Source organism: Roseovarius litorisediminis (genome assembly GCF_900172295.1).
Lineage (GTDB): Bacteria > Pseudomonadota > Alphaproteobacteria > Rhodobacterales > Rhodobacteraceae > Roseovarius > Roseovarius litorisediminis.
Genome location: NZ_FWFL01000005.1, coordinates 274,862 through 301,164, shown reverse-complemented (window position 1 = coordinate 301,164; position 26,303 = coordinate 274,862). Strand labels below are relative to the sequence as shown.

18 protein-coding genes and 2 pseudogenes are annotated in these 26,303 nt (G+C 55.0%); 9 read left to right on the top strand and 11 right to left on the bottom strand.

Annotated elements, in window-relative coordinates:
• The first annotated feature begins 69 nt into the window (after positions 1 to 69).
• Positions 70 to 2,613: a tetratricopeptide repeat protein gene (locus tag PEL8287_RS11850; protein WP_085892596.1), complete on the top strand. Its 2,544-nt coding sequence runs from the start codon at positions 70 to 72 to the stop codon at positions 2,611 to 2,613.
• 17 nt (positions 2,614 to 2,630) lie between these two features.
• Here the strand turns inward: PEL8287_RS11850 and glf are convergent, their stop codons facing one another.
• From glf to rfbC, 6 genes are all read right to left on the bottom strand, one after another.
• Positions 2,631 to 3,776, bottom strand: coding sequence for a UDP-galactopyranose mutase (gene glf / locus PEL8287_RS11845; RefSeq protein WP_306372187.1), 1,146 nt, complete (start codon positions 3,774 to 3,776; stop codon positions 2,631 to 2,633).
• A gap of 339 nt (positions 3,777 to 4,115) precedes the next feature.
• Positions 4,116 to 8,219: a glycosyltransferase family 2 protein gene (locus PEL8287_RS11840; RefSeq protein ID WP_176228628.1), complete on the bottom strand. Its 4,104-nt coding sequence runs from the start codon at positions 8,217 to 8,219 to the stop codon at positions 4,116 to 4,118.
• A 133-nt stretch (positions 8,220 to 8,352) separates the two neighbouring features.
• Positions 8,353 to 10,260 carry a glycosyltransferase family 2 protein gene (locus tag PEL8287_RS11835; protein ID WP_503167649.1) on the bottom strand — a complete coding sequence of 636 codons (1,908 nt, stop codon included), beginning with the start codon at positions 10,258 to 10,260 and terminating at the stop codon, positions 8,353 to 8,355.
• A gap of 60 nt (positions 10,261 to 10,320) precedes the next feature.
• On the bottom strand, positions 10,321 to 11,184 hold the full coding sequence (gene rfbD / locus PEL8287_RS11830; RefSeq protein ID WP_085892592.1) for a dTDP-4-dehydrorhamnose reductase: 864 nt from the start codon (positions 11,182 to 11,184) through the stop codon (positions 10,321 to 10,323).
• A complete protein-coding gene (gene rfbB / locus PEL8287_RS11825; RefSeq protein ID WP_085892591.1) occupies positions 11,181 to 12,236 on the bottom strand; it encodes a dTDP-glucose 4,6-dehydratase in 1,056 nt (351 codons plus the stop codon). The genes rfbD and rfbB overlap by 4 nt, the downstream gene beginning before the upstream one ends.
• The gene (gene rfbC, locus PEL8287_RS11820; protein ID WP_176228627.1) at positions 12,233 to 12,802 is read right to left on the bottom strand and encodes a dTDP-4-dehydrorhamnose 3,5-epimerase; all 570 of its coding nucleotides are present in this window, start codon (positions 12,800 to 12,802) and stop codon (positions 12,233 to 12,235) included. Before rfbC ends, rfbB begins: the two co-directional genes overlap by 4 nt.
• Before the next feature lie 184 nt (positions 12,803 to 12,986).
• Here rfbC and PEL8287_RS11815 point away from each other — a divergent pair, with 184 nt between their 5' ends.
• Positions 12,987 to 13,982 carry a glycosyltransferase gene (locus PEL8287_RS11815; protein ID WP_085892590.1) on the top strand — a complete coding sequence of 332 codons (996 nt, stop codon included), beginning with the start codon at positions 12,987 to 12,989 and terminating at the stop codon, positions 13,980 to 13,982.
• A 42-nt stretch (positions 13,983 to 14,024) separates the two neighbouring features.
• Here PEL8287_RS11815 and PEL8287_RS11810 read toward each other — a convergent pair whose 3' ends face one another.
• On the bottom strand, positions 14,025 to 14,846 hold the full coding sequence (locus PEL8287_RS11810) for an ABC transporter permease (protein WP_085892589.1): 822 nt from the start codon (positions 14,844 to 14,846) through the stop codon (positions 14,025 to 14,027).
• Between the two features lie 389 nt (positions 14,847 to 15,235).
• On the opposite strand from PEL8287_RS11810, the gene PEL8287_RS11800 reads away from it, so the two are divergent.
• The 5 genes and pseudogenes from PEL8287_RS11800 to PEL8287_RS20335 all read left to right on the top strand — a co-directional run bounded on the left by PEL8287_RS11800 (position 15,236) and on the right by PEL8287_RS20335 (position 20,092).
• Positions 15,236 to 16,351, top strand: a complete 1,116-nt coding sequence (locus PEL8287_RS11800) for a KpsE/RkpR family capsule polysaccharide export protein (RefSeq protein WP_085892587.1) — start codon at positions 15,236 to 15,238, stop codon at positions 16,349 to 16,351.
• A gap of 20 nt (positions 16,352 to 16,371) precedes the next feature.
• Positions 16,372 to 17,025 carry an ABC transporter ATP-binding protein gene (locus PEL8287_RS11795; RefSeq protein WP_085892586.1) on the top strand — a complete coding sequence of 218 codons (654 nt, stop codon included), beginning with the start codon at positions 16,372 to 16,374 and terminating at the stop codon, positions 17,023 to 17,025.
• A 215-nt stretch (positions 17,026 to 17,240) separates the two neighbouring features.
• Positions 17,241 to 18,854, top strand: a pseudogene (locus PEL8287_RS20460) (calcium-binding protein); the annotation flags it as partial.
• Between the two features lie 56 nt (positions 18,855 to 18,910).
• Positions 18,911 to 19,069, top strand: a pseudogene (locus tag PEL8287_RS20550) (calcium-binding protein); the annotation flags it as partial.
• A 15-nt stretch (positions 19,070 to 19,084) separates the two neighbouring features.
• On the top strand, positions 19,085 to 20,092 hold the full coding sequence (locus PEL8287_RS20335) for a calcium-binding protein (RefSeq protein ID WP_268877818.1): 1,008 nt from the start codon (positions 19,085 to 19,087) through the stop codon (positions 20,090 to 20,092).
• 45 nt (positions 20,093 to 20,137) lie between these two features.
• Here PEL8287_RS20335 and PEL8287_RS11785 read toward each other — a convergent pair whose 3' ends face one another.
• Together PEL8287_RS11785 and PEL8287_RS11780 are read right to left on the bottom strand one after the other, a co-directional pair.
• Positions 20,138 to 21,727, bottom strand: a complete 1,590-nt coding sequence (locus tag PEL8287_RS11785) for a glycosyltransferase (RefSeq protein ID WP_085892584.1) — start codon at positions 21,725 to 21,727, stop codon at positions 20,138 to 20,140.
• Positions 21,724 to 22,824 (bottom strand): sulfotransferase family protein, encoded by a 1,101-nt coding sequence (locus PEL8287_RS11780; protein WP_235862285.1) that lies wholly within the window; start codon positions 22,822 to 22,824, stop codon positions 21,724 to 21,726. The genes PEL8287_RS11785 and PEL8287_RS11780 overlap by 4 nt, the downstream gene beginning before the upstream one ends.
• A 173-nt stretch (positions 22,825 to 22,997) precedes the next feature.
• On the opposite strand from PEL8287_RS11780, the gene PEL8287_RS11775 reads away from it, so the two are divergent.
• Positions 22,998 to 23,423, top strand: a complete 426-nt coding sequence (locus PEL8287_RS11775; protein ID WP_139837775.1) for a hypothetical protein — start codon at positions 22,998 to 23,000, stop codon at positions 23,421 to 23,423.
• Positions 23,424 to 23,515: 92 nt separating this feature from the next.
• A complete protein-coding gene (locus tag PEL8287_RS11770; RefSeq protein WP_085892581.1) occupies positions 23,516 to 24,256 on the top strand; it encodes a chlorophyll a-b binding domain-containing protein in 741 nt (246 codons plus the stop codon).
• Positions 24,257 to 24,318: 62 nt separating this feature from the next.
• On the opposite strand, the gene PEL8287_RS11765 is transcribed toward PEL8287_RS11770, so the two are convergent.
• Entirely contained in the window at positions 24,319 to 24,966 is a 648-nt protein-coding gene (locus PEL8287_RS11765; protein ID WP_085892580.1) for a sulfotransferase family 2 domain-containing protein, read from the bottom strand.
• Between the two features lie 154 nt (positions 24,967 to 25,120).
• Positions 25,121 to 26,146, bottom strand: a complete 1,026-nt coding sequence (locus PEL8287_RS11760) for a DUF2793 domain-containing protein (protein WP_085892579.1) — start codon at positions 26,144 to 26,146, stop codon at positions 25,121 to 25,123.
• Positions 26,147 to 26,303 lie beyond the last annotated feature (157 nt).

The window sequence follows — 26,303 nt, the reverse complement described above, 5'->3', positions numbered from 1 at the left end:
AAATGACGCTTTTGTCGGGTCATCCCAGCTGCGGCGCCCGGTTAACATGAAAAATGGACAAACGGCCAGATGACCAAAAAACCCACCCCGCCCCCCCTGCCCAATTTGCTGAACCGGGCGCTGGCCCAGCTGGATTCGGGCAGTCAGAAAAAAGCGCAGACAGTATTGAAGGAAATCACCAGTGACACGCTGCAGGTGATAAAGCAGGTTCAGCCACTCTTGCGCGCCACAAGGTTAGCAGGGCGCGCAGCCATGCCAGAACTAGCCCGACGTTGCGCAAAACGGGCATTGGAAATTGAGCCCCAAAACCCGATCCTGCTGAGCGAGATTGCCGACCTTGATCTGAAACAGGGACGGCCGGTGGACCTGGCCCAACTGCCCGATGAAATCACTGCAGCAACCGATGCACAAACCGCGAGATATCTTTTTATCCGGGGCAAAGCCCTGCAGGCGGCGGGGCAAAATTCACAAGCGGTGAAACATTTCAGGCGGGCCGCTGCCAAAATGACGGACAACGCAGAATATCAGGCGCGCCTAGCACAAGCGCTGCTCCAGGATCTGGCATTTGACGAAGCCGGGACCGTGGCCCGTTCCCTGCTCAAGAAGCAGCCCGACAACCCTGCCTGCAGCGCCGTATTGGCCCGTTTGGCGTTGCAAAATGGTGACTTGGTGCAGGCACAGACGCTGATCACCAAGGTTCGCCAGAAGGCTCCGGGCAACTTTGAATATCTCATGGTGCAGATAGACACGCTGACGGCCGGGGCCCGTTTTATTGAAGCAATCAAAGCGCTGACGGACTGGTTAAGTGACCACCCCCAGCATAACAGGTCCAGGCTGAAATTGGCCAGTTTGCTGACCCAGCAACGCGAGCTGAAACTGGCCGAAGCCGTGATGCGCGATTTTGACCTGGGAAAGGCCCCGGGCCTTGTTGCTGAATATGGTCAATTGATGACAGTACTGGGCCATTCGGAAAACATGGTAATGCAACTTCAACACCTCTTGGATGAAGGCGGTGCTTCGGCTGCAATGCATGTCGAACTGGCCCGGCAGTTGACCTTGTTGAAACGCCATGAAGAACGCGAGGACGTGATCCGGCGGTGTCTTGCGCAATTCCCGGGAAATAGGCAGATGCTGCTTTTTGCCCTGGAACAAGGCGACCTGCCACCAGAGCCCGAAATGCTGAATAAGCTTTTGGGGCACACGCCAAAGCCACGGGCGGTCAATGCCATTGCCAGCAGCCTGCATGCAGTTGGGGATTACAATGCAATGCTGGCACATCTGCGCACGCCCACCAATCGCACCGCAACCGTGCAGCGCAGTGCGTTCATTGCCCGGGCGTTGGTCGGTCTGGCCGAGTTGGGATTGGCAATCCGCTATTTGCGCTTTGCCCTGCGACGTTGGCCTCTGGCGATGGAATTACAGGGCCTTCTGGTTCAGGCACTGATAAAAAGCGGCCGATTTGATGACGCCCTGAAGCTGATCAAGGATCAACCCCATCCAGCCAAATCTGCCCGGATGCGGCAATGGCAGATGACAGCCAGTTTATATGTTCACAAGGCTGATCTGCCCCGGGCCGAGGCCGCCGTAAACGAAGCCAGAAAACTGGACCCCGAAAGCCGCTATCATGCTGCGGATTTACTGCGCCAGTACATTTCTCTGGGCCTGTATGAAAAGGCCAGATTCGAGCGCACTTACAATGACAACCTGTCTACGGACAGACATCCCCATTGGTCGATATCGTTAAATGGCCAGCTTTACGGCGAGCTGGAAATCGAACATCGCAATGGATTGAATTTTGCATCGGAACCCATGGGAGTGGACCGTCTGGCCGAGGAGGTGCTGAAGCGCCCCCGATCCAATATCGCGGCGCTGCGTTTTCTGGCCGAATGGATGCAGGACGAGAGGCGGCAGCCGAACCCTGATCAGGCCCGCCCCATCCCGGCGAAGATCTATCAATACTGGGACAGATCTGACCGACCCCGCGAGGTGGACCGCCTGATGCAAAGCTGGCAGGACTTGCCGGGGATAGACTGGCAGGTTTATGACCGCCCCGGCGCGCTGGCGCTGTTGCGCAAAAGTTTTGGTCCAAAATGGGTGCAGGCCTTTAACCTGGCAAACAATCCCGCAGAAGAGGCTGATCTGCTGCGGTTGTGTCTGCTGACCCGTTACGGCGGCATCTGGGCGGATGCTGATGACCGGCTGGTTGGCGATCTGACTCAGTTGCTTGCCCCCGGTAATGGTCTGGTCCTGTTTCACGAGGCCTTGGGCAACGCGGTAGGGAATAACTTTATCGCATCTCAGCCAGGCCACCCCGCCTTGATCTTGGCCGCGCGCCGGGCGCGGGGCGCTTTATTGCAGCGTTCCAATGAAACGACATGGTCGAAAACGGGCCCCGGTTTGCTCAGCCGGTCGGTCACCCATATTCTGGCTCAGAGGGTTGCGGACAACGGAACTCACGCGATCCGCATTCTGGAAGGGGGCAAAGCCGAGCGCGAAATCGTCATGCACAACCGGCTAAGCGCAAAACTGGGCAGCCAACATTGGCGCCAGACCAGCACCGGTAAGGCTAAACCGCTTGCCAAAGATCTGCTGGCGGCGCTGACAGGCGGGTAAGTCGCGGCTTTTCAATTCTACAGGGGAAAAAAAGCAAAAGACGGCATGGCCGTTCCCGCAGCGCAGTGGTTCAGATAGGTATCCGCAGTGTCCAGCGCCTCCCGGATTGTCACGTCCATATCCAGATAGCGGTAGGTGCCCAGACGACCAACAAATGTGACACCCTCGGCCTGATCGGCACGCCTGACATACGCGGCCAACATTTCTTTTTCCTCAACCAGCCGGATCGGGTAATAGGGAATGTCGTTTTCGCCGGCCGCACGGCTGAATTCGCGGTAACAGACAGACCCGTCATGCTGTTCCCAGGGTGCAAAGTGTTTGTGTTCGGTGATACGCGTGAAAGGCACCTCGCGATCGCCGAAATTCATCACGGCACAGCCCTGATAATCGCCCTGATAGTTGAAACGTTCAAAATCCAGCGTGCGATAGCCCAAACGACCCAGAGCATAGTCGAAATACCCGTCCAATGGCCCGGAATAGAACACGTGATCATAATCCGGGGCGCGCAATGGATCGAACCGGACGTCAAGATGCACATCAATGCCGGAGTGATCGAGAATGCGTGCAATCATCTGGGTATAGCCATTTTCCGGCATGCCCTGAAACCGATGGAAAAAATAATTGTCATTGTAGTCGAACCGCACTGGCAGGCGCTTGAGGATCGAGGCCGGCAACTCTCGCGGTGAACAGCCCCACTGCTTTTCAGTATAGCCCTTGAAAAACGCTTTGTAGAGATCGGGACCAACAAAACGAAGGGCTTGTTCCTCAAAGGTTTGGGGGTCGGAGATGCTGGTATCTGCCTGACTTTCGATAAACTCGCGCGCCTCATCCGGGCGCAGTGTGCGGCCATAGAACTGATTGATCGTATGCAGATTTATGGGCAGCGAAAAAACCTGTCCCTGGCTGGTGGTTTTCACACGGTTTATGTAGGGAAGAAACGTCTCAAAGCCGTTGACGTAGTCCCAAACTCCGGCGTCATCGGTATGAAAGATATGTGGCCCGTAAACATGCACAAGAACGCCGGTTTCCGGATCGCGTTCGGTATGGCAGTTCCCGCCGATATGGGACCGCCTGTCGATGATCGTGACCCGGTGACCTGCCTCGGCCAGCTTGCGGCCAATCACAGCGCCGGATAGACCCGCCCCTACCATTAGAATGCTCAACCTACCTGGTCCTCTACACCTGGATAACTTGCGGGCATGTTGCACAGCCACCTGGCCAAGGCAACATCACCACCCGGCAGTGCACTACCGACGCCAATCCAATCAGGCGGATCGGTAAAGAGACAGTCAGCCTCACGGCAACTTGAAGTGGCATCGACGAAACACCCAGAAATTCAAAAGCGTTTTGCATTTTACCCGGCTCGCGGATCGCACGCAAAAGGCCCACAATATCCGGGACATCTTGTTTGGCGCCTGAAATATTGTATCACCCTGACCCGGCCCCAAAAACCAACCTTCCGGACCTGGACCAAACCACAGGGTTGGCAGGTGTGCTCTGAGTCAGCATTTCAAGAGGCGCTTTACAGTTTCACACTCGCGCCAGGGCACCGACACTGCCGGATCATATATCACTTCCCGACCTTCCGCAGTAAGCGCCAGGTATCGGCGGTACTCTTCGGCATTATTGAAATGCTGGCCCCGGGCCACTTCGGCCAAGGCCTTTTGCCGGAAATGGGCATTATATTTGAAATGCCCAAAGATCATTTCGGCCTGGGCCTGTTTGACATCAGCGACATAATGAAGCCCGGCCGAAAGCCGCATCCAGGGTTTGTATTTCAGCAGGGCGATTTTTTGCGCCACAAACAGATCGCGCCGCGATGACGGCAACAACCGGTGACGCAGCGCCGAAGAAACCGTATGGCCATCCGAAAACGGGCCTCGCCCCGAAGGGTTGTCGATGAAGGGGGTTTTATCAACGAAACCTGCCTCAGAAAACGGATCGCCACTTTTGAATTCTACGTCACTCAGCCGCCTCTGGGGATACATGTCCAGCATTAAGATCCGGACGGCATCAGTGTCCTTGTAATCGCGGCCCGCAAGAAGTTTCGGCAGTTTGGTCTTTTCCCAACCCGGATAGACCAGTAATTCGTCAGCATCGGCCAGCAAAGACCAGCGGCCCACCCTGAGATTGGCCAGAATGTTGATCTGCCAGGCAACGCCATACTGCGAATCTTTGTAAAGAGTATCGACCGAAAAAACTGCCACATCCGGTTGATCCAGCAGGTAATCCAGCGTGCCATCGTCAGAGCAGTTGTCAGCTACCAGAAAGGCCTTAACGCCCAATTTGCGATAATGCGCCAGGAAATGCGGCAGCATGAACATTTCGTTGCGCACACAGGCAACAACAGCCAGCGGCTCGGCGTTGAGCTTTTCAAGTTTGCTCTGATCGCTGATCAGTTCCAGAATATTGGTGGCGTCGCCCAGACGGGCCTTGCCATAGGTGGGCCAGATTTTCTTGGGGAAAAGCCCCGAGGATTTCAAACCCTGAAAGGCGGATTTCTGATCGGCCTGATTATCAAGATGCACCTGCTTGACCGGCGTTGACGACCCTGCATTGAAACTGTTTTCCCACATCGCCACCGGTGTGGCGTCTTTGTAACTGCGTCTGCGAATGGACACGTAATAGTCTTCGTCTGCAACGCGAATGTTGCTCATTGCAAGCAGGTCACCGACGGTCTTGTCCTCCATGAAACTGGCACTGACAAGCCGTTGGCCCGCTTCCGTCTGGCTGTTGCGGGTGATGCATTGCATGGCTTTGCGGCTAAGCGCATATCCACTACCACCATCGGCGTATTCGGAAGGCTCGGGGGATTTGTCCAGTTCTTTGCGACCCCGCTCAGAGGTGGATTTCGAGAAATGCCATGTTCTGTCCATCTGGCCCAAAACCCGCTCCAGACGCCGCCCGTAATAGTCAAATTTGCGATAGCTTTGTGACAGGAAAAATTCTTCGGGGTCCAGAAAACAATCATCATCAATCTTGAACATATGCGAAAACGACGTGTTCTCGTAGACCCACTTGACCGAGGCCAGCGTTTTTTGCGGAAGCCCTTCGTAGCTGTCACTGGCATCGACATGTAACACGTCATCGACCAGCTGCCCCTCGCCGTCACCGACAACCACCAGAAAGGGGACACCCAGTTCTTGCAGTTTGGACAACCAGCCGTCGCGCATGCTGGCCACGCGGCTGTTGAGATTTTGCTTACACGAGAATACCACCACAAGCGTGTCAAACAAAGCCGAGCCAGCATTCCTTTGCTTTGCCATGGGCCCGCCGACAGGCAGATCTATCGCCTTTGGGTCAAAGCGCGGGAACAAGCGGGAAACACTGTGCCCCAGTTCACTACCAAGCCCTTCAGCCGTCACATGCAATGACATCAGCGCGCAATGTATTGCGGGTGCTTCAAACAGGCCTACCTGTTGCTCTTTCGGAAGTTCGGCCCGGATTGCCCCGATCCAGGCCATGACATGCAGCGCCAGATCTTCGCGGTCGATCTTAATCAGTAACTGAAAAAGATTGATCGCCATCCCGATGCCCAGAAACTCGCTTTGCTTTGACGAAAGCAGCTGAATTCTATCCAAAATTGCCCTGAGGGATTCAACTCGATTTCCGCTGTCTTTGGTGTCTAAACTGGCAGTAAAATCAATAATATACCGACTGATATCAAACTGCAGATTATAATATGGCGCCTTTTTTGACTTGAGGTATCGAGCACGTACGGCATCACGAGCAACCATGTCCAAAGCGCCTGATCTAGGGGCTTGCACGCCCGGAAAACCAAGGTACCGCATCACACTTTCAGAGGGGTCTCGCCCTGATATCAGCAGAGCATCAAGAATATCCTTGTCCTTTGGTCGTTGGAGTCCGAGCGGGCCCAGAAGCTCGAGCCGGAATCTTTCTACATCCACGGTCTTGAAAGCTTGGAAAAAGGCAAGGGCAGGTTCAACATCCACAGTCTTGTCGGACATACGTTGACGCATCAGATCGAAGCAGGACGCACCCGTTTCAAGGCGCGGACTGGGTTCTATGTTGCCGTTGGATATCTCGTCGGCGACCCGTTCCCAAAAATGGTTTGAAAGCCCAAAAACCCGCAGCGCAAATGTTTCAATTTCGCCGCCAAAATCTTCCGGCAAACGGTCTGAGTTTGATAGCAACGTTGTAGTGGCATCGATCAATTCGGTACTTGGGGTGAAATCGAAATAGGCAAGACTGCATTTATCAACCAAAGCGAAAAATGCGTAGATGAATTGCTTCAGATAATCAAATTTGGACGGCGTGTTGCACTCGGTTATGAAGAATCTGATGCTCCAATTCAGAGCGGAAGTTACCAGCCACCCGCTTTTCCTACCACCTTCGCCATGAGTATTTGCAATTTGCCACATAAGCGCCTGCGCGTCTTCCAGGCGTCCTTCCCGGCAAAGGTACGGCAAAGTTGACGTATTCCGCCAATTGTCTTCAGCGGGCCCAAATCCCCTTAGACCATAAGAATGCGCAAGACCATAAAGCTCGTGAAAGCTGCCTGCCTGGCAGAATTCTTCGGTGAGAGTTAAAACCAACTCGTGCAGCCTGGCAGGCGCCAGCGGGTAGTCGTCAAGCAGTTTTCCCAAAATCGCGATGCGATCCGGGTTCTGTGTCTGCGACAGGTATTCAGCGTACAAGCCCCGTATTTTTCCAAGCAAACGGCTTTCGGGTTCTTCAGGTTGAACACGTACCGCACCGGTATCAGAGGTGTTCAAAAAGTCGGAAACCCCGAATGTTGTCGCTGCTTTTTGCAGTACGGCCTGCGCGTGTGGCGACAGGGCCTCCCAAAATTCACCAAAGTGAACATGTTCTATCGCCAGAAGTTGCTCAAAGGTATTATTTTCGGCCGAGTCCTGACGGCACATACGTTCGATCCGCTGAAGAACCTCTTTGCGGGTCAGGATCAGCGGTTTGCCACAAGCAAAACCATTGTTACTCAGGCTGATTGTAAGATTTTCGCCGTCTGGCGCTGCCTCCCATATACGCCCGGGCAAAACTGCATAGATACCAACCTGAGGATCAGACAAGCCATGCGCCGCAGCCAGATTCAGCATTGGCCTACGTTCAACCAGGATGGCTTCGGTCAGCCCTTCAATCGTTATCTCAGGGTTTTGGCGCGGCAGTCCGGGGTCGATGGACCAGCCCTGAATATCAAGATATCCGGCAAGCTCAAGACTGCCCAGACTTTCGCGGTTTTTGTTTGCCGGGCCCTGAACTTCAAGGCTGTCCTGTACCAGGCCGCCATTGAACTCAACAAGCTGGATTTCGCTGAGGCCGGCAAAATCACCTTCAAAACTAAACAGATCGTTGCCGTTCAGACGAACGCAAACAAAATCATTCTTTTCAAAATTTATTGTCACCTTGTCGCCCCGGCGGGCGAGGGTCACTTCCTTGTAAATCTCGTCGGCCCACGTGCCATCCAGCCGTGTATTGATAACTGCAAGTCCGGTTTTGCGCCGCAACGAAAGGTGAAAGGGGATGTTTTTCCGGTGCTTGTCGAAAAAAGATACATTGGCATAGTCATATTCGGAAAAGTCCACCAAATAGCCGAAATCTGCACCGCCAATCGTCCGGAAATCAAACATCTTGTAACTCCTCACAACCCGCATTGATAAGGGTCGTCGCCTATTCCTTTTTGACGATATTTTAACCGGGACGCAAACCTTAGTCCGCACATCCGGGGGTTTAATTCTTTATCTTCCTGAAGATCTGGTCCTGTCACAGGCCCAGAATTCGGCGAACCCGCGGGCCAATGAAAGGATCAAGCGATTGTGTCTGCGCCAGTCCGGGGATCTGGCCGGAAATTTCCCCGGCGTCCGCTTCGAATGCGTCGCGTGCGGCCTGCGTCTGGAAATCGGCGAAATTCACTTTTTCCCAGATGGCGCGCGCCCATAGCCGGGCCTGCCAGCCTTCAGGCAGGACATCAGGCGGCAGGGTATGTGCAATCGACTCTAACGCAGCAGCCAATTGCGCCGCTTCGACCGGAGCTCGCCAAAATATCCGCGTTTCAGGTCGGACAGCGATACGTGCCGGATGCCCACGCAACCCCACAATCCGCGAGGCCTGCGTCACAGCCGCAATTAAAAACCCCCAGGACGACAGCGGATGGTCCGCAAAGGTGATCGCATGACGCAGCAGAAAATCACGTTTGAAAATCTTGGCCGAAGGATGGGCATGGATTTCAAGGGCGTCGCCCGTATCCGGTTCAAACCCTGTTTCAGAATTTCGCCGTTCGGGTGCGATTCCGGTATGGTCATGCAGACCCTCATGAGGCGTATTACTTCCGCCCATGAAAAATCGCGAAAACCCCATGTCTGCGTCGGCCAGGTGTAACTGATTGTGCCAAGCCATAAGCGCTTGCGGCGGCACCTTGTCGCCGGCGTCCAGAAAAACAACCGTTTCACCGCGGGCAGCGACTAGCCCACGATTGCGCGCGTCCGGTACACCCGATGCACCAGCCACAACCGCGACATTTGGGCGGGATCGGGTCTCTGCAAGAATTGCCGCGTATGTATCAGACCCTGCGGTGGTGCGCCTCTCGTCGGGAACAACAAGGATTTCAGTCTCGCGCAGGGATTGGGCAGACAGAGCGGTCAGCGTATCGCATAAAGGACCGGGGTTGCCGTCGCTGGGAATGACAATGGTCACCGGAATACGCCCCTGCAGGGAACTGATCCAGCTGGCCGGAACACCCAAAGCAGCATCAGGCGTCAAGGCGCAACCTGCTAACCAGTCGCGCGCCCTGTTTAAAAAATGAACCCGGCGTTTCGGATCGGTAATTGCCGTAGACCGCTCAAAACTTAGCCTTGTGGCAATCTGTGCCAGCGCCTGCGCCCCGCCCGATTTGCCCGACACTGCGACGATATCGGCCAGGCTATCCAAAACTGTAAATTGCTCGAATACCCGGTCCGAGCCATCCCGGGTAATCTGCCCTTCACGCCCCTGTGTCTGCAGGTAAAGGGATTTGGAGAGGCGCAAGAGATGATCCGTTTTTTCAGCGCAGCGCCAGAAAAATGCGTGATCTTCATACAGAAGATCCTCATCAAACCGGATGTCGCCAATCAGGGACCGGCGATAAAGTTTGTTCCACGCCGAGGGAAAATGGCGTGCAACCTCACGCCAGTCGCTGAAATCATGCCGCTCGGGCGGTGTTTCGGGCGAAACCGAAGGTGCCCCGTGAACGGCGGAATGGGGTTGTGGTGCAGCACCCGGATGGCAGAATCCTACAGCGCAGGAGACCCAATCAGCACCACTTTCGTGCAGGGCGGTCATCAACTCTGACAGGTAATCGGGCGCCACCCGGTCATCACTGTCGACAAAGGCCACAAATGCACCACGGGCGGCGTCGATCCCGGTATTGCGGGCTTTTGAAAGGCCACCATTGGGCTGGTCGATAAAACTAAAGCGCGGATCCCCTGCCGCGATCTTGCGGGCGATCCGGTCGCTGCCATCTGTTGATCCGTCGTTGACGACGATAACCTCGAAATCGGTAAAATTCTGTTCTGCGACCGACATTATACAGGCCGCAACATGGTCGGCCACGTTGTAGACCGGCACTATGACTGAAACCTTTGGCAGGCTCATCGCCCGGCCTGTGCAAGGCGTTGTCGTGCAGGAGTGTCGGATACAGCCATTGATGCCCCCATACCGGCCGGTCCCTGCGCATCGGGCGGCCTTGTCATCACCCTAGTTTTTACCCCTCATCTCGTCCAGCACGTGGTGCAATCCCTGCCGCCAGTCAGGTCGGGAAATGGCAAAATCAGCCGCCAGGGCGCTGCAATCCAGACGCGAGTTGAGCGGGCGCGTGGCCGGCGTCGGAAAATCTCGGGTCGGGATTCCTGTCACCGTCACATCCCTGCCCGCCTGATCAAAAATCTCGCGGGCGAACCCGGCCCATGTTGTGTCGGGTTGACCCGCGAAATGATAGGTGCCGCCCGGCTGCCCCTGAACCATGGCATGGGCCATCTTAACCAGTGCCGCAGCAATATCTGCCGCGGGGGTTGGTCCGCCGTGCTGATCACTTACAATCGACAGCGCGTCGCAAGTTTCGGACAGGCGCAGCATGGTTTTGACAAAATTCGCCCCATGAGATGAAAACACCCATGAAGTGCGCAGAATGGCATGCGGACCGCTTGCCGCCCGCACGGCATTTTCCCCAGCCAGCTTGCCGCGCCCATAAGCGTTTTGCGGCGCAACGGGATCGGTTTCTTTCCTGGGGGTCTCGCCCGCGCCGTCGAACACGTAGTCGGTCGAAACATGCAGAAACGGCAGGCCTCGGTCCGCACAGGCGCGCGCCATGGCGCCGGGCGCATCGGCGTTGATGACCATTGCCTCGGCCTCGTGCTCTTCGGCGTTGTCCACGGCAGTCCAGGCTGCGGCGTTGATCACCGCGTCGGCCTGCGTCTCCGTTATGATCGCCGCGCACGCTTTGGGGTCGGACAAATCGGCCTGATCGCGGGGCAAAAACACCGCCTGGGTAAATGCGTCGCCTTCAAGGCGCGCCAGTTCTGTGGCGACCTGACCGGTTTTGCCAAACACCAGCAGCTTCATTTCGCGGGCCCTGATGTGCCGGTGCCCAGCCGTTTGCCCACGCCGTCGCGCGCCTGCAACGCCTGCCACCAGGCCTCGTTATCAAGATACCACTGCACGGTTTTCTCTAACCCCTCTTGCAGCGTGACCGAAGGTTTCCAGCCCAGTTCTGTCCGGATGCGGGTGGGATCAATAGCATAGCGCAGGTCATGGCCGGGCCGGTCAGTGACAAAGGTGATCTGATCGGCATAGGGCGTTTCGGCCGGTTTCAGACGGTCCAGAATGGCGCAGATCATACGCACCAGATCTATGTTCTTCGCTTCGTTTTCGCCGCCGACATTATAACTGCGACCGCGTTCGCCATTTTTCAGCACACACAAAAGAGCATCGGCGTGATCCTCGACATACAGCCAGTCGCGCACGTTTTCGCCCTTGCCATAAACCGGGATCGGCTTGCCCGCCAACGCATTCAGGATCACCACCGGCACCAGTTTTTCGGGGAAATGATAGGGGCCGTAATTGTTTGAGCAATTGGTGATCACCACCGGCAGGCCATAGGTTTCGGCCCAGGCCCGCACCAGATGGTCGGATGCTGCCTTGGACGCAGAATAGGGACTGTTGGGCGCATAGGGCGTATCTTCGGTAAACAGGCCGGTATCGCCTAATGTACCGTACACCTCGTCGGTCGAGATATGATGGAACCGAAACGTATCCGGCCTGCCCTTCCCCTCCCAATAAGCACGTGCAGCCTGCAGCAGGTTATAGGTGCCGGTAACGTTGGTTTCGATAAAGGCACCGGGCCCGTCAATCGAACGGTCGACATGGCTTTCTGCGGCCAGATGCATCACTGCGTCGGGCTGATGGGCATCAAATACAGTCTCAAGCGCGTCCGGATCACGGATATCGGCCTTGACGAAATGATACAGCGGGTTGTCGGCCACCGGGGCCAGGTTTTCAAGGCAGGCGGCATAGGTCAGCGCGTCGAGATTAACCACTTCAATGCCACGCGATACGGCCAGCCGCACAACGGCAGACCCGATAAACCCCGCCCCCCCGGTCACCAGCAGTTTCATTGTGAGCCTTCCCAGATGAACGGATTGTCCAGATCGGCCAACAGTGGCGCCCCGGCATCCTTGTCAGACAGGATTGCTTCGCCCGCATCTATTCCCCAGTCGATGCCAATCTCGGGGTCATCAAAGCGCAGGCTGCGGTCACACTCGGGGGCGTAATAATCACTGCACTTGTAGATGATTTCGGTATCAGGGACACACGTGACAAAGCCATGGGCAAATCCCTCCGGAATCAACAGTTGCTTGCCGTTCTCGAAACTCAGTTCGATACCCACCCATTTGCCAAAGGTAGGGCTCCCTTTTCTGAGGTCTACGGAAACATCCAAAAGCCGCCCGCGCCCACAACGCACCAGCTTGGCCTGCGCATGGGGCGGGGTCTGAAAATGCAAGCCACGCACCGTACCCTGCGCCACAGAAAGCGAGTGATTATCCTGCACAAAGTCGAAATCCAGACCGTGCTCTGCCATTCTCTGGCGGTTCCAGCTTTCGGAAAAGAAGCCGCGAGCATCACCGTAGCGCGCGGGCGTCAAAACAACCAGTCCGGGCAAAGCCGTAGGTTCAATCAGCAACGTCGAAAACTCCTGTCTCAATAATGGATGACGTTTACCAACTGCATTTGGTTTTGTCACTGCTTACAAAGGCTTCTGGCACTTTACAGGAAACGACGCGAGTTTGGGAACACCACAGGTATTTGACACCAGTCCCTATTTGTGAGTTTTGCTTAAGAAATCGCTGCAAAAAGAATCGGTGAATATGTCAGACCTTGATGCGAAAACAGCGGGCCGGCTGGTTGCAGTGGTGGTGACGTATAATCGTCTGGAACACCTGCGGCAGACGGTCACCCGGCTGCTTGAAAGCCCTGCCAGTTTGCTTGCATCGGTGGTTGTCGTTGACAATGCCAGTTCAGATGGCACCGCCGAATGGTTGCAGGCCGAGACAGCTGGAAATGCAAGGCTGCATGTTATCCGCCAAAAGACAAACAGCGGCGGTGCAGGCGGTTTTTCAACCGGCCTGCGTGCGGCGGCATCCACCTTTGACCCCGATTGGGTTGTGGTGATGGATGACGACGGGCGACCCGCCACAGATGCCATAAGAAAATTTCACGAACTTGATCATTCCGGCTGGGATGCGGTGGCGTCAGCCGTGTATCTCCCAGGCGGTGAGATATGCGATATGAACCGCCCTTCACGAAATCCGTTCTGGCACCTGCGGGTGTTTCTGCGCACTCTGATACTGGGCGGAGGTCGCGACGGCTTTCACCTGAAACCAGCAGACTACAAAGGTAGCACTGCGCGCCATGTCGATATCACCTCATTCGTCGGTCTTTTCCTGTCCCGCAGGGCAATTGATATGGCCGGATACCCGGATCCGGCCCTGTTTGTTTACGGCGATGACGGCATCTACACTCTTGGACTCAGCCAGCAAGGCGGTCGCATCGCCTTTCAACCCGAAATTCATTTTGAGCACGCGTGTTCAACCTTTTCCGGCGAGCGACGGCGTTTTAACCAACTTTGGAAAGTCTATTACTACCACCGGAATCTGATGATGCTGTACCGAATGGCTGCGGGTTGGATGTTCTGGCCTCTGCTGTTGCTGATCTTGCCTAAATGGGTGTTGAAAGTCGCCGACCACAGCGGCGTGCGCCGGGGCTATCTGCGCTTGCTATGGGTTGGAATTCTTGATGGTCTAAGATGCAGAACCGATCGCCCGCACACGGCGGTGATCGCACTGTCACAAGAACAGGCCTGACCAACAATCCCTTTGATTAACAGATGAACGCTTTTGGGGCTTTTACCGGTTCAGGATGTCCTGATGATACCTTGCCAAAAGTACAAACCCCAGGGCCATGGTGATCAAGGCAACGGAAACGACATAGGTTACGCTGATATAGCCGGGTGAATACATCGGGTAAAATCCCATCCGCATCAAACCGCTGATATGGACCAGTGGATTGTACCAAAGGAGATTCTGGGTAAACGGGGGCAGATCTTCAACAATGAAAAAGACCGCGGAGATCAGAAACATCGGGCGCATCGCAATTGACCAGACATGCTCCCACACAGGGAACAATCCGATCAAAAGGCAATTCAGCGCGCCCGTTCCAAGGCCCAGCAACATGGCAAGGGCCATGGACAGAACAATCGGGCCCATATCCAGAACGGTGCGCGTCTCGGTAACAATCATGATCCCGACCAAAAGGATATAGCTGACCAGAATCGCTGTCAGAGAATTCAGAATGAACCTTGCCAGCAACGCATCCATCCACGTGACAGCCGGATACCCCAATAACGGTCGGGAAAACCAGATTGCCCGCATGATCATGCCATTCAGGCTTTGGTAAAGGTTGAAAGGCAGAAACCCGGTTGCATAAAACAGCAGAAAGCTGCTGCCCAGCGATGGGGTGCGCAAAACCAACGAAAACGCGGCACCCAGAATAATGATCATGCCCAATGGCTCGGCAATCGCCCAGGCGTACCCCCCGGGGGACGCCCCATAGCGGGTAGACATCTCACGCAGCATGAGAGCCGTAATTGTGCGGGGCGTTGCAAAGCGCCGTCTTCGCAGTCCAGTTATTCGCGCCGGAGGTTGGGTTTGGGGGTCACCAGAGGACATATGGCCTAAATTCCGATGCTAGCGTTTCCTGGCGCGATTATGTAGAAAGAACAGGCTAAGATCAAACCGGATCGCCAAAGGGTAAGATATTGACAAACAACGACAATACAAATCCCAGGCCAAATGTGGGCAACAACCAGCCAGGGGGCGCCAATAAAGGGCAAGTGGCGATACAGCCAAAACCGGCGGGGCCGCAGGGCAAAGGCCCGGGCGGCAATCCATTACCGCATCAGGATCAAGGCCCCAATAAAGGGCACGCCCCGCAACAAGGCCAAAGACCCGGACCCGGTAAAAAGCCGGGGCCAAATCCGGGGCCTGGGCAACAACAGGGTCAAGGGCCTGCCCAACCCCCCATTATTCAGGTGCTTCCCATCGCGGAAACTGCAACCATGCATCGCCGCCATTGGGGCCTTCTTGCCAGTTTTGCGGTCCTGGTTCTGCTGCCGCTGGCAGCGATTGTGCTGTATCTTTGGATGGTTGCCGTTGATCAATACAGCTCGAACACGGGCTTTACGGTGCGCCAGGAAGAAAGCGGCGGTGCCTCGGACCTTTTGGGAGGGTTGGCACAATTCGCAAGCACCCCCGCCTCTGCGGACAGCAACATTCTGTTCGAATACATCCAAAGTCAGGAAATCGTTCAGAAAATCGATTCCGAACTTGGTCTCAAGGATTACTACGCAACCAACTGGCAACGCGATCCTTTGTTTTCGCTCTGGCCCGACGCCAGCGACGAAGATCTGCTGTGGCACTGGCAACGCGTCGTGCGGGTGTCACATGATCAGGCGACAGGCCTGATCGACCTTCAGGTTATGGCATTTGATCCCGGGATGGCACAGAGCATCACCCAGGCGATCGTGCGCGAAAGCCAGGACATGATCAACGCTCTCAATACCGCCGCCCGTGACGACGCCATGGGGTATGCCGTGGATGATCTGAACGCAGCGATTGACCGGCTGAAACAGGCGCGCGAGGCGTTGACACAGTTCCGTACAAGAACCCAGATTGTCGACCCGGTTGCGGATATTCAGGGCCGAATGGGCGTTCTCAATAACCTGCAACAGCAACTCGCAGAGGCGCTTATTGACAACGATCTTTTGCTTGAGACAACTACAAACGTCAACGACCCCCGCCTGCTGCAGGCACGTCGCCGGATCGAAGTAATCCGTGATCGTATCGCCGACGAACGTCAGACCTTTGCAAGCGATGGCAACGACGTAGGTGAACTGGGTGAAGACTATCCGACACTGATTGCCGAGTTCGAAAGTCTGACTGTGGATCGGGAAGTTGCTGAAGAAACCTACCGCGCCGCTCTGACAGCGATGGATGTCGCCCGCGCCAATGCCTCGCGTCAAAGCCGCTATCTGGCGACCTATATCAAACCGACGCTTGCCGACGAATCCGAGTTTCCCCGCCGGTTTGTACTTTCCGGTCTGGCGGCGCTGTTCCTTGGCCTGAGCTGGTCAATCATGGCGCTGATTTATTACAGCATCCGTGATCGCAGCTAAGCTAAAAGGGCGCAGGGCCGATGATCCGCTTCGAATCCCTATCAAAAAGCTTTATGGTACGCGGGCAGCGCAAGCTGGTTATCGACAACCTGAATCTGACCCTGCCCACCGGTGTCTCGCTTGCTTTGTTGGGGCGCAATGGCGCTGGCAAGTCTACCCTGCTTGACTTGATCGCCGGCACCCAACGGCCCAATAAGGGCCGGGTCGTAAGTGATGGGACTATTTCATGGCCTGTCGGTTTTGGCTCGTCCTTTCACCGCGAAATGACCGGCGCCCAGAACGTACGTTTCATCGCCCGGATTTACGGCGTTGATACGGATGCGCTTGTGGCCTTTGTGGAAAATTTTGCCGAGTTGGGAAAACATTTTTACATGCCGGTTCGCACCTATTCTCAGGGTATGCGGGCCCGGTTGGGCTTTGGTACTTCGATGGGCATTCAGTTTGATACCTATCTTGTGGATGAAGTCACTTCGGTGGGCGACGCCTCTTTCAGGAAAAAAAGCCACGCCATCTTTCGTGAACGCGTCAAGTCCAGCAGCGCCATTCTTGTCAGTCATGACATGAGACAGATAAAGCAATTCTGTGACGCAGGTATTGTTCTGGAAAACGGGCGTCTGGAATATTTTGAGGACCTGGACGAAGCAATCGCGTTGCACCGCAAACTCTTGTCCTGACAACGATGGCATTAAGCATACTGCATGGCAGCGTGGTATAAGTCCTACGGCTTTCCCCTGAAACCAGACGCCAGCGCGTGAATACCGCCCTGCCGCAAGATTAACGTAACACGATCATTTGTTGCTAAATTCCAAACTTTGGCCGGAATATCGGCACGCTTGTCTCAAGCTGCATGTCCACCTTGGGCTTCCAGAGGTTGGCAAGGAATTGAGCAATGCTTGATTTGCGTGTTGGGGGCTGGATCGGGGCGTTAGCCTCACCTCTGACAATGAATATAGTGGATCTGCATATCGTGCCCGGCAGCGCCGGGCCGGTCCTGACGTCTGTCACCGGCGCGGGCGGAGGATTGGTGCGTTACGCTCTTTCTCAAGGCGGCCTGCCGGTACCGGTTGACGAGGTGTACTTTCCAAACCTGCCGATTGGTGCGCTAAGTGGTGGCTTGTCATTGCTGGAACTTGGGGCGCAGTCGCTTCTGCTGGTTGGCGCTGCAGATGGTAATGCGCTGTGGGGCTACACAGCCACTGTATCGGACGGTATCGGTGCACAGACGCAAATTTCAATGACGGCTAACGGTGGGCCGGGGATCAGTGGGCTTTATGTTGCCGCCGCCGGTTATGTTTATGCGGCAATGGCAGATGGGCAGGGCATCGGCGTCTACGCGCCTGACGGCCTTGGGAACCTGGCCGAGGTATCCCGGGTGCTGGACGGGGACGACAGCCATGTGCTTGATCTTGCGGAAATGACCAGCATTCGATTCAGCGAAAACGATTTTGTCGTTGCTGCCAGCGGGTCGGAAACCGGTTTGAGTAGTTACAGTGTCGATCCCGGCACGGGCGCACTGACACTGCGCGGCGTGATCGGAACGGAAAATGGCCTTGGTCTTCTGCCTGCAATCACTGCAATCGAAGCTGTTACAGTTCAGGGTAACGCCTATGTGCTTGTTGCGTCTTCCAGCACCACCGGCGAAATGGGGGCCCTGTCTGTGCTGCGATTGACGCCGACGGGTGAACTGGTTGCAACGGATCATGTACTGGACACGCTCAACACACGGTTCGGCCAGGTCCAGAGCGTCGCGACCCTTGCCGTAAATGGCCTGACCTATGTCATCGCAGGCGGCGGGGATGATGGCATCAGTGTGCTGGCCCTGTTGCCACACGGCCACCTTGTTCATCTTGCCAGCCTTGCCGACAGCAATCTCACCGGGCTCCAGAACATATCCGCAATAAGTGCGGTGCAGATCGGGGACGAGGTTCTGATACTGGTTGCTGGTCAGGGCGAGGCCGGCATCACGCAGCTTTCCTTTTCGGTTGCCAACAGCGGTTCGGTTTTCATCGCTGCGCCTGCAGCGGGTGATCTGTCTGGTTCAGCAGGCGATGACCTGCTGTCCGGGAATGCCGGGATTGACCGGATTTCTGGCGGGACAGGTGACGACATCCTTTTCGATGGTGCCGGGCAGGATACCCTTACCGGGGGCGCAGGCGCCGACCTTTTTGTGCTTGATGCAGATGGCGCGGTTGATCGCATTGCCGACTTCAACGTCGTCCAGGACCGCCTTGATCTGACTGCGCTGCCATTTCTTTACGATCCCACATTTCTGAACATTACCAGGACCAGCTTTGGCGCGGTGATTGAATGGCGCGGCGAACAGTTGGAACTTTACAGCCATGACTCTACGCCGCTCGAACGGGCAGCAGTGTTGGCTTCCATCCAGAATGGCCCGGACAGGCCCCTGTTGCTGGTTCAGCGTAACATCAAAGGAACGAATGGAAATGATACAATCACCGGCCACGCAGGAAAGGATGTCATCGAAGCGTTCAGTGGCGATGATCTTATTTTCAGCTATGACAGCGGTGACCGGCTTTTGGGGGGGCTGGCCAGGATACTTTGGATTCCGGCGCCGGCGATGACACGGTCGATGGCGGCGATGGAAGCGACCTTGCCCGTCTGGGTTCTGGCAATGACACCTATCAAGATAGTGCGGAGTCTGGCGCTTTTGGGCAAGATACGATCCTTGCCGGTAATGGCAATGACACGGTCAACGGCGGCGGCGGCGATGACGTGATCTATGGCCAGGATGGCCATGACGTGCTGACCGGAGGCACCGGAAACGACCTGCTGGTCGGCGGCGGACAGTTTGATACCCTCTACGCCGGGGATGGAAATGACGTCGTCGATGGCGGCAACGGTCGCGATGTTGCCTATCTGGGGACGGGTGACGATATCTTCGATGACAATGACCAAACTGGCTATTACGGCGCCGACACCATTTATGCCGGTGATGGCAATGACACGGTCAACGGCGGCGGCGGTGATGACGTGATCTATGGCCAGGATGGCCATGACGTGCTGACCGGAGGTGCCGGAAACGACCTGCTGGTCGGCGGCGGGCAGTTTGATACCCTCTACGCCGGGGATGGAAATGACGTCGTCGATGGCGGCAACGGTCGCGATGTTGCCTATCTGGGGACCGGTGACGATATCTTCGATGACAATGACCAAACTGGCTATTACGGCGCCGACACCATTTATGCCGGTGATGGCAATGACACGGTCAACGGCGGCGGCGGCGATGACGTGATCTATGGCAATTGGCACAATGACCTTCTGATCGGTCGCGAAGGAAATGACAGCCTGTTTGGCGGGCGCCACGATGACAAGTTATTTGGCGGTGACGGCGACGACTGGATTGATGGCGGTTTGGGCCGCGACCTGGCCTATCTTGAGGCCGGCAACGATACCTATGTCGATTCTGACCAGTCGGATATCTATGGGCGCGACACAGTTTTTGGCGGCCAGGGCAACGATACGATTGACGCCGGTGGCGGCGATGACCAACTAAACGGGGGCGCCGGGGCCGACGTGTTTGTTTTCCGCGTAGCGGCAGGCAACCGCAGGATTACTGACTTCACGCCGGATGTTGATGTTTTGAGCGTTGCCAAACCGTCAGCGTCTGTCACCTTTGACGATACGCCCGATGGGCTTTTTCTTAGTTGGCAGGACGGCAGCGTGTTGCTTGAGGGACTCGTGTCAGCACAGATCGGCGACCAAGACTTTATCTTTCTCTGACCGATGCGGCACAAGGGGGACAAGGGGGACAAGGGGCTTTGCCCATCACAACAAAACCCTGTTTGTTCTCTTGGCAGGTTTCGGCAACGGTTTTCCGGCTGGCATGGCAGATGGCATTTGGGCAATGGGCCGTGCAGGAACAGCGTAGTGCTTGCGCAATTCCGACAGATGGTCGTCCATTGTATAGGGGGCCATAGCCCCCGCCCAATAGGCCTCTATCGATAGTTTTCCTGACAGGACTTTGCCTAATACCCTTGCAAAATCGCTTACATCGCCCGCCTTGAACACAAGATCGGGGCAACGCCCCAACTCTTGCGCGCCCCCCAGATCTGACGTCATCAGAGGAATATGCCGCGCATGCATTTCAATCGCGACCTGCGGAAGGTTGTCTTCCCATAAAACCGGGATCAGGCCCAGATCAACATCCGACAACAACTCGTCCAGCTGATCGTGGGCATAGCCATCGGCAAACAAAACTGACGCAAACTTTTCTGACAACTGCGTAATTCTGTCCATCGTTTGGCTGTCTACAAGCTTGGAACAGATCACGACATTTATCCTGGCCGCGTCCTTGACCGGCAGCGCCTCAAGCGCATCAAGAAGAAAGAAAAATCCTTTGTCGCGCCTCATATACCCAAGATAGGCAAGGGTGACGGTGCCATCCGGCTTGACGAAACTGGACGCCGCCGAGGTTGCCGCGAACTTTTCAGCATGGCGGGTTCCGATATACCCTGTCTTGATCAATGCCGGGGAAATGCCGAACCGGGCAGCGACTTCACCAGCTTTTTCAGAAACGCAAAGCACATGGTCGCAATAGGTATTTATCATTTCCACCATGGCACTGCGCCGCCTGGCAAACTTTGGGTAAGCCGGTTCAACCCGTTCCAGCAAGCCTGTGGTTTTCACCTTGTCCTGCCTGGGTGCCGCGCCCGTTCCATTTTTTCTGAAACGTCGGTTGTATAGTCTTACACTCCGACCAGCCCAACGCATGCTGGGCCCAAAACCGTGGTCAAAAATCCATGTCCCGGGGCGCATGCCAAGTTTCTTCAGCCGAAAGGCAACAGCATTTGCCAGACGTACAACTCGATCGTCATGACGATGCTCAAGACAATCGGTACAACGTCGGCCACCGTCGAAATCCAGGCAGTTTTCCTTTTCATGCCACCATAGATTCACCTGCGGGCAAATCGGATAATAGTTGTGAAGGGAAAAAACCACACGGGTGTCCGGCCAAAGTTCTTTCAGGGAAAGCACCTTGGCAGGCAGGCCTTCCAGATTGTTGAAATGTACCACGTCAAAGGGGCCGTTCTTGCGGATAAAGTTGAAAAAGACCTCAGTCGTCGCCCGGTCTTCAATCTGTCTTTCGTCACCAAATGAATGATGCGCTGGCGACAGAACACCCGAATTGACGATTTCAAATCGCAACTTCCGATCTTCACTGCTACCGTGCCTGACCCTTTCCCACCGCGGCGCTGTTCCGAACAGGTCATAGGAAATACCCGACGACAAAAAAAGGCACTCAACATCATCAGAATCACCCAATGCGTGGATCAGGTTTTTCTGATAAACGCCCACACCTCCGCCACGTTTTTCGTCATCCAGATAATCAACCCAATTGTAAAAGAGAATTTTCATTCGCGCGCTTCCAGTTCCTGAATCTTGCGCTCAAGTTCAGTGATCCGGGCAGTGACCTGTTTGGCCTCGATGCGGTTAACGCGTTGGCGAAGGCGAATAAGTTCTGAAAAAATGAACCCCATCAACAGATTGGTTTCGACTTTTTGCTGCGGTATTTCTTCAGGCAGAGCATTCGTAAAATCTTCGACGGGGATGGCGCTTAATGGCAGATCGGAAAGCCATTCAACCCCGGCGCGCGCGCGTGCACGGACCATTTCCATTCCTCCACCCTTTTCCAATGCGCGGGCGTCCTGAATCTCAAGGTAGGATAGTAACTGTGTGCGAATTCTTTCTATCGTGACCGGTGGAAACTCCATGTTCTGCATCAGGCGCAACAACTCGATCGCCCGATCATCCAGACGTGGATTAAGGTTGCCGAATTCCACTGCCAGATCTTGTTTCGTTTCGACGCCGATTGCCTTCAGAAAATCGCGGTGCAGGGCCGCAGGGTCGTCGTGTCCGTCAATGTAGGGGCGGACAATCACATTCTCCGGCCCCAGAAGATCGACCCATGGGTTGATTGCCCGTCTGTAGTCAAAATGGATATCCTCGATTTCGCAATCGACTGCCTGATTAAGCTCTGGCAGGGGAAATTCCATTTTGATCAGTTGATTGTACCAGGATTCAAGGTGTGAGGCCGGATCGCGCAAATAGACGATTGCCCTGACATTCAGACCTTCAGGCCGGCCCTTCAGAACGTCACCAAGTATTTTGGCAGCGGCCGGGAACTGACCGATGCGCATTAACTCTTCGGAACTGATGATGGTGGTTTCAAGGTCTGAGTTTTCGATCGTCTCAAACAGTTCTCCCCACATTTCCCTGGGGGTGTAGGGTTTGCCATAACCATGCATAAAATTCTCGACACCGGCAGCACGCAGGATTGAAAAGGCAAAATCCGAATGCTTGGAATACTCCAGTCGAACCAAAGAATATTCGCAGCCGATCGTTTCCAGAAACGGGGCATTTTCTTCAAGAAACACCTGAAGAGCTGTGGTTCCCGTCTTGTAATGGCCGATATGAATTATCAGGGTTTTCGTCATGATTTCGGATTGTCTCAATCAACGTTCCTTGGGACTACCCCAAATTGCCATTGCGCATGAATGTCTGTGCAACAGTCGGCCTAGCCGGTCAAGAGCGCGACCACAGGTTTTTGGGACTCCTTGAGCACGAGCCTTGGGAAAGGGCCCCGACAGTTTCATGGATCTGAAATGCCAAAGTCACGTCATAATTTGTGGCCAATTGGTGCATAACCGTACCATTTTTTTCAGTTTCCCATGTAGCTGAAACATTCCACACGGAAGTTTTGAGCGCTCCGGCCAAGCACTGCTGGAACGTTGCCGCAGGGGCAGATGTCTTTGTTTTCTCGGACGCCTGTTTCAGCAATGACGTGATCCAGAACTTTTCAACAGCGATGTACGCTATAGAGTACGATCTACTGCGGTTTGCCGACGATACCACAGAAGTCGGGAATTTCGCCGATTTTGTTGCCCCATCCACGCAGGCCGGCAACAACATCGTCTACGACCCTGGTGATGACGACCTGAATACGATTACGATTCTCAATACCTTCCTGGTCAACCCGACAGTGGGTGATTTCAGTTTCCCGCAAGGCTTTGGCAGCAGGGCAACACGCTATTGCTTCAAAGGGTTGCATTGAATTTATTTCCATTTGCGATTCCAATTGCGGATCAATAATGTCCGTGGTTCTGATGATGCACGCTTTCACTATGTACCGGGAACCATTGAGCAATGGACGAGAGGCCTTGGATCATCTTGACGCTTCGCCGAACCGGCGGCACCTCTCTGACCTCTTTTCTTGCCAGGATATCCAGCTTTCCGACCATTGAACACGAGCCGTTCAATATTGACAGGTCTCTGGGCCACATCACGCGCAGCTTTCAGAACGACGGTGATATCGCCGCGATGGAGGCCGCAATTGACACCGCCCTCGATCAAAGCCCGAACATCAAGCATTGCGTCGAAATCATGCCGCCCGAACTTACACGCGCCCTGATTGACGCCTGCCTTAAACGCAATTACCGCTTTATCGTCCTGCTGCGCCGGGACGAGACGCGCCGCCTTGCATCCCTGTTTCTGGCAATTTCAACGCAGGCCTGGGGCCCCGAGGCTGCCGCCCAAATCTATCCCAGGATTATCTCGGGCGAAATTACCCCCGCTCCTATCGACCTGAAGAATGTCCGAGGTCGCGTGCGCATGGACTATTTTTCGGTGGGTCAAACGCTCAGCCTGCTACGCAACCGGCAGATTGATTTCGGCTGGTACCTGTTTGAAGAGCTGTATTTCGGCGACACCAAAATAGAAAAGCAAGCCGTTGATATCGCAGCAACACTGGGGATTGCGATTGACGCCGAGGATGAACGTCTTGAGGAGTTTTCTGATGAAAAGGGGCAGAAGTCTTCTGAAATTGGCAAATATGTCCCTAACTATGATCGGGCTATCGCGCTTTTGTCGAAATTGTGCGCCCAGTAAAGAAGCGATCTAAAGCTTTTTCACCACGCAGACCGAAAATCCAGTTTGAGGAAGCCAGTCAATCAGGACAAAATACTGAATGCTTCGTAATCCTTTTCATTCAGCTTCTTCAACTTGGCAAGCTGCTGCGGCTTGAGACTTTCGATACCAATTTTCGGACCGCCAGTCTGCATGCGCCCCAATTCAAGATTCGTACCCATGTGATCATTCATGTCCTGCATGAATTCATCCAACTCTTCTATTTTGTATATCCGCGTGAAGTATTTTTCATCATCGCCAATAAAGTCAGCCATCGGACGGGTGTGGTGGAAAATTGAATCATGCGCCTGAACATAGCCTTCAAACTTGTCGATAAAGGTATCCAAATCAGGGTCGGGCGCCAGATCAAGCTCCCGCAGCTTCTCGCCTGCAATTTCCATCGACAATTCCTTAAGAGCAACGACTCTGTTGCTGTAAGCAGACAAAAATCTTTTGACAGGATCACGCACCACAGAAACTCTGCGGAAATTCTCGATTTGCGCCTCAGGATACCTGGCCCTGAGCATGGGTCGGTAAGCAGCATTATGTATGTGTTTTCGAACGCCGTTGGCTGTAAAAGGCCGGAATTCAAAACCGTTCTCAGCCTGAAAAAACATATGATTGATGGATGTGCAGGCCGCTTTGGGTACCGCACCGTAAAACAATTTGAACTTTGCAAGGACGACGGTCATCTGGTGTTTTTGCCTGCATCTTGGATGGCGCGGTCCATAGCACCATATTGGACGTCATGAAAGTTGTTTGCCCGCTTTCCCGCAGCACACGCCGCGAGGAAAAAGGCGGTTCCGAGTTGGACCGCCCCAAATTCTGGTTTGCATGTCTATTTCTTCAGAACAAATTCTGCCAGGCACTCCCGTCATAACACCGCAGTTTTGCTGTGCTACTGTCAAAATAGACAGTGCCCTGCAGCGGGCTGACAGGCTCTGCGGACCGGGGCTCAAGTCGCAGTATGTCTTTCACATGAAGTGCCACATCCGGACCCGACCGGCCAATTGCCACTATGCCATTCGCCGGGATCTGCATGTGTTCGTTGGCGTCCACCTCGAAGGAAATAAAGCTTTGGGTGTTGCCGGAATTATTATCGTGATCGGCACTGAACACCAAACCTCTGTCGGCGGCGATTTTCGACGCGTTGCCACTCCAGTTTTGCAGGCGTATCGAAATCGGCGCATCTGGTGCACTCTTGACGATGGTCAGCGGAGATGGCGGGGTCTGTGATCCGATCCCGATATAACCGGTAGCCGCATCTACGGTAAAGGCATCAGTCCATGCCGTACCATCCGGTGAAACTTTGACCGAAAAATCATCATTACCTGTCAGGCCCATCTCGGCGCGGCCGGAAAATCCGGTCTGAAACAGCAACGATGCCGTATCCGCCAGGGTGGCCTTGTTCACCTTCAACTGGTGCCCTGCCCCCTCGTGGCTTAGCAGCGTCGCAGGTGATTGTATCGCCAATCGGTTGGTGGAATCAGACGTCGTTTTGATACCGACCCCATCCAGGTTCTGCGGCTGCCCACCGGTCTGAACCCACGCACCGGCGCTCCAGCTCAGCAACTCCTGACGGTCTTTGGCCCATGCGCGCCAACCTTCCTTCAGGGCCACAAAGTGCCAGGCCCCGTCGGCAAAACTGGCGATCTCTTCATCATGACCAGCCCAGGCACCACTGGCGCCAAACCCCAGCGCATGGGTCTCGCCTTCAACTGGCACAGCAGGCGGCACCAACGCATCGACACTCTCGACGACCAGCTGAACAAGCACGTCCAATTGTGTCAGCGCCTCGTTGTGGGTGACGTGTTTTTGCGCCTGCGAAGGCTGTAGATAGGGAAGCGACAGGATGGAGGAGGTATCAGACATAAATCTCTCACAACGGTTGAATTCGGATATCTGCAAACCTGCGCTGCGAAAGATGAAGAAAATGCACCGGCAGCGTACGCACCTTGATTACGCGGCCAAGATTTTGGGTGGACGCAGGTCGACAGGGCTGGCAAAGAAGTGCAAATTGAACGATTAA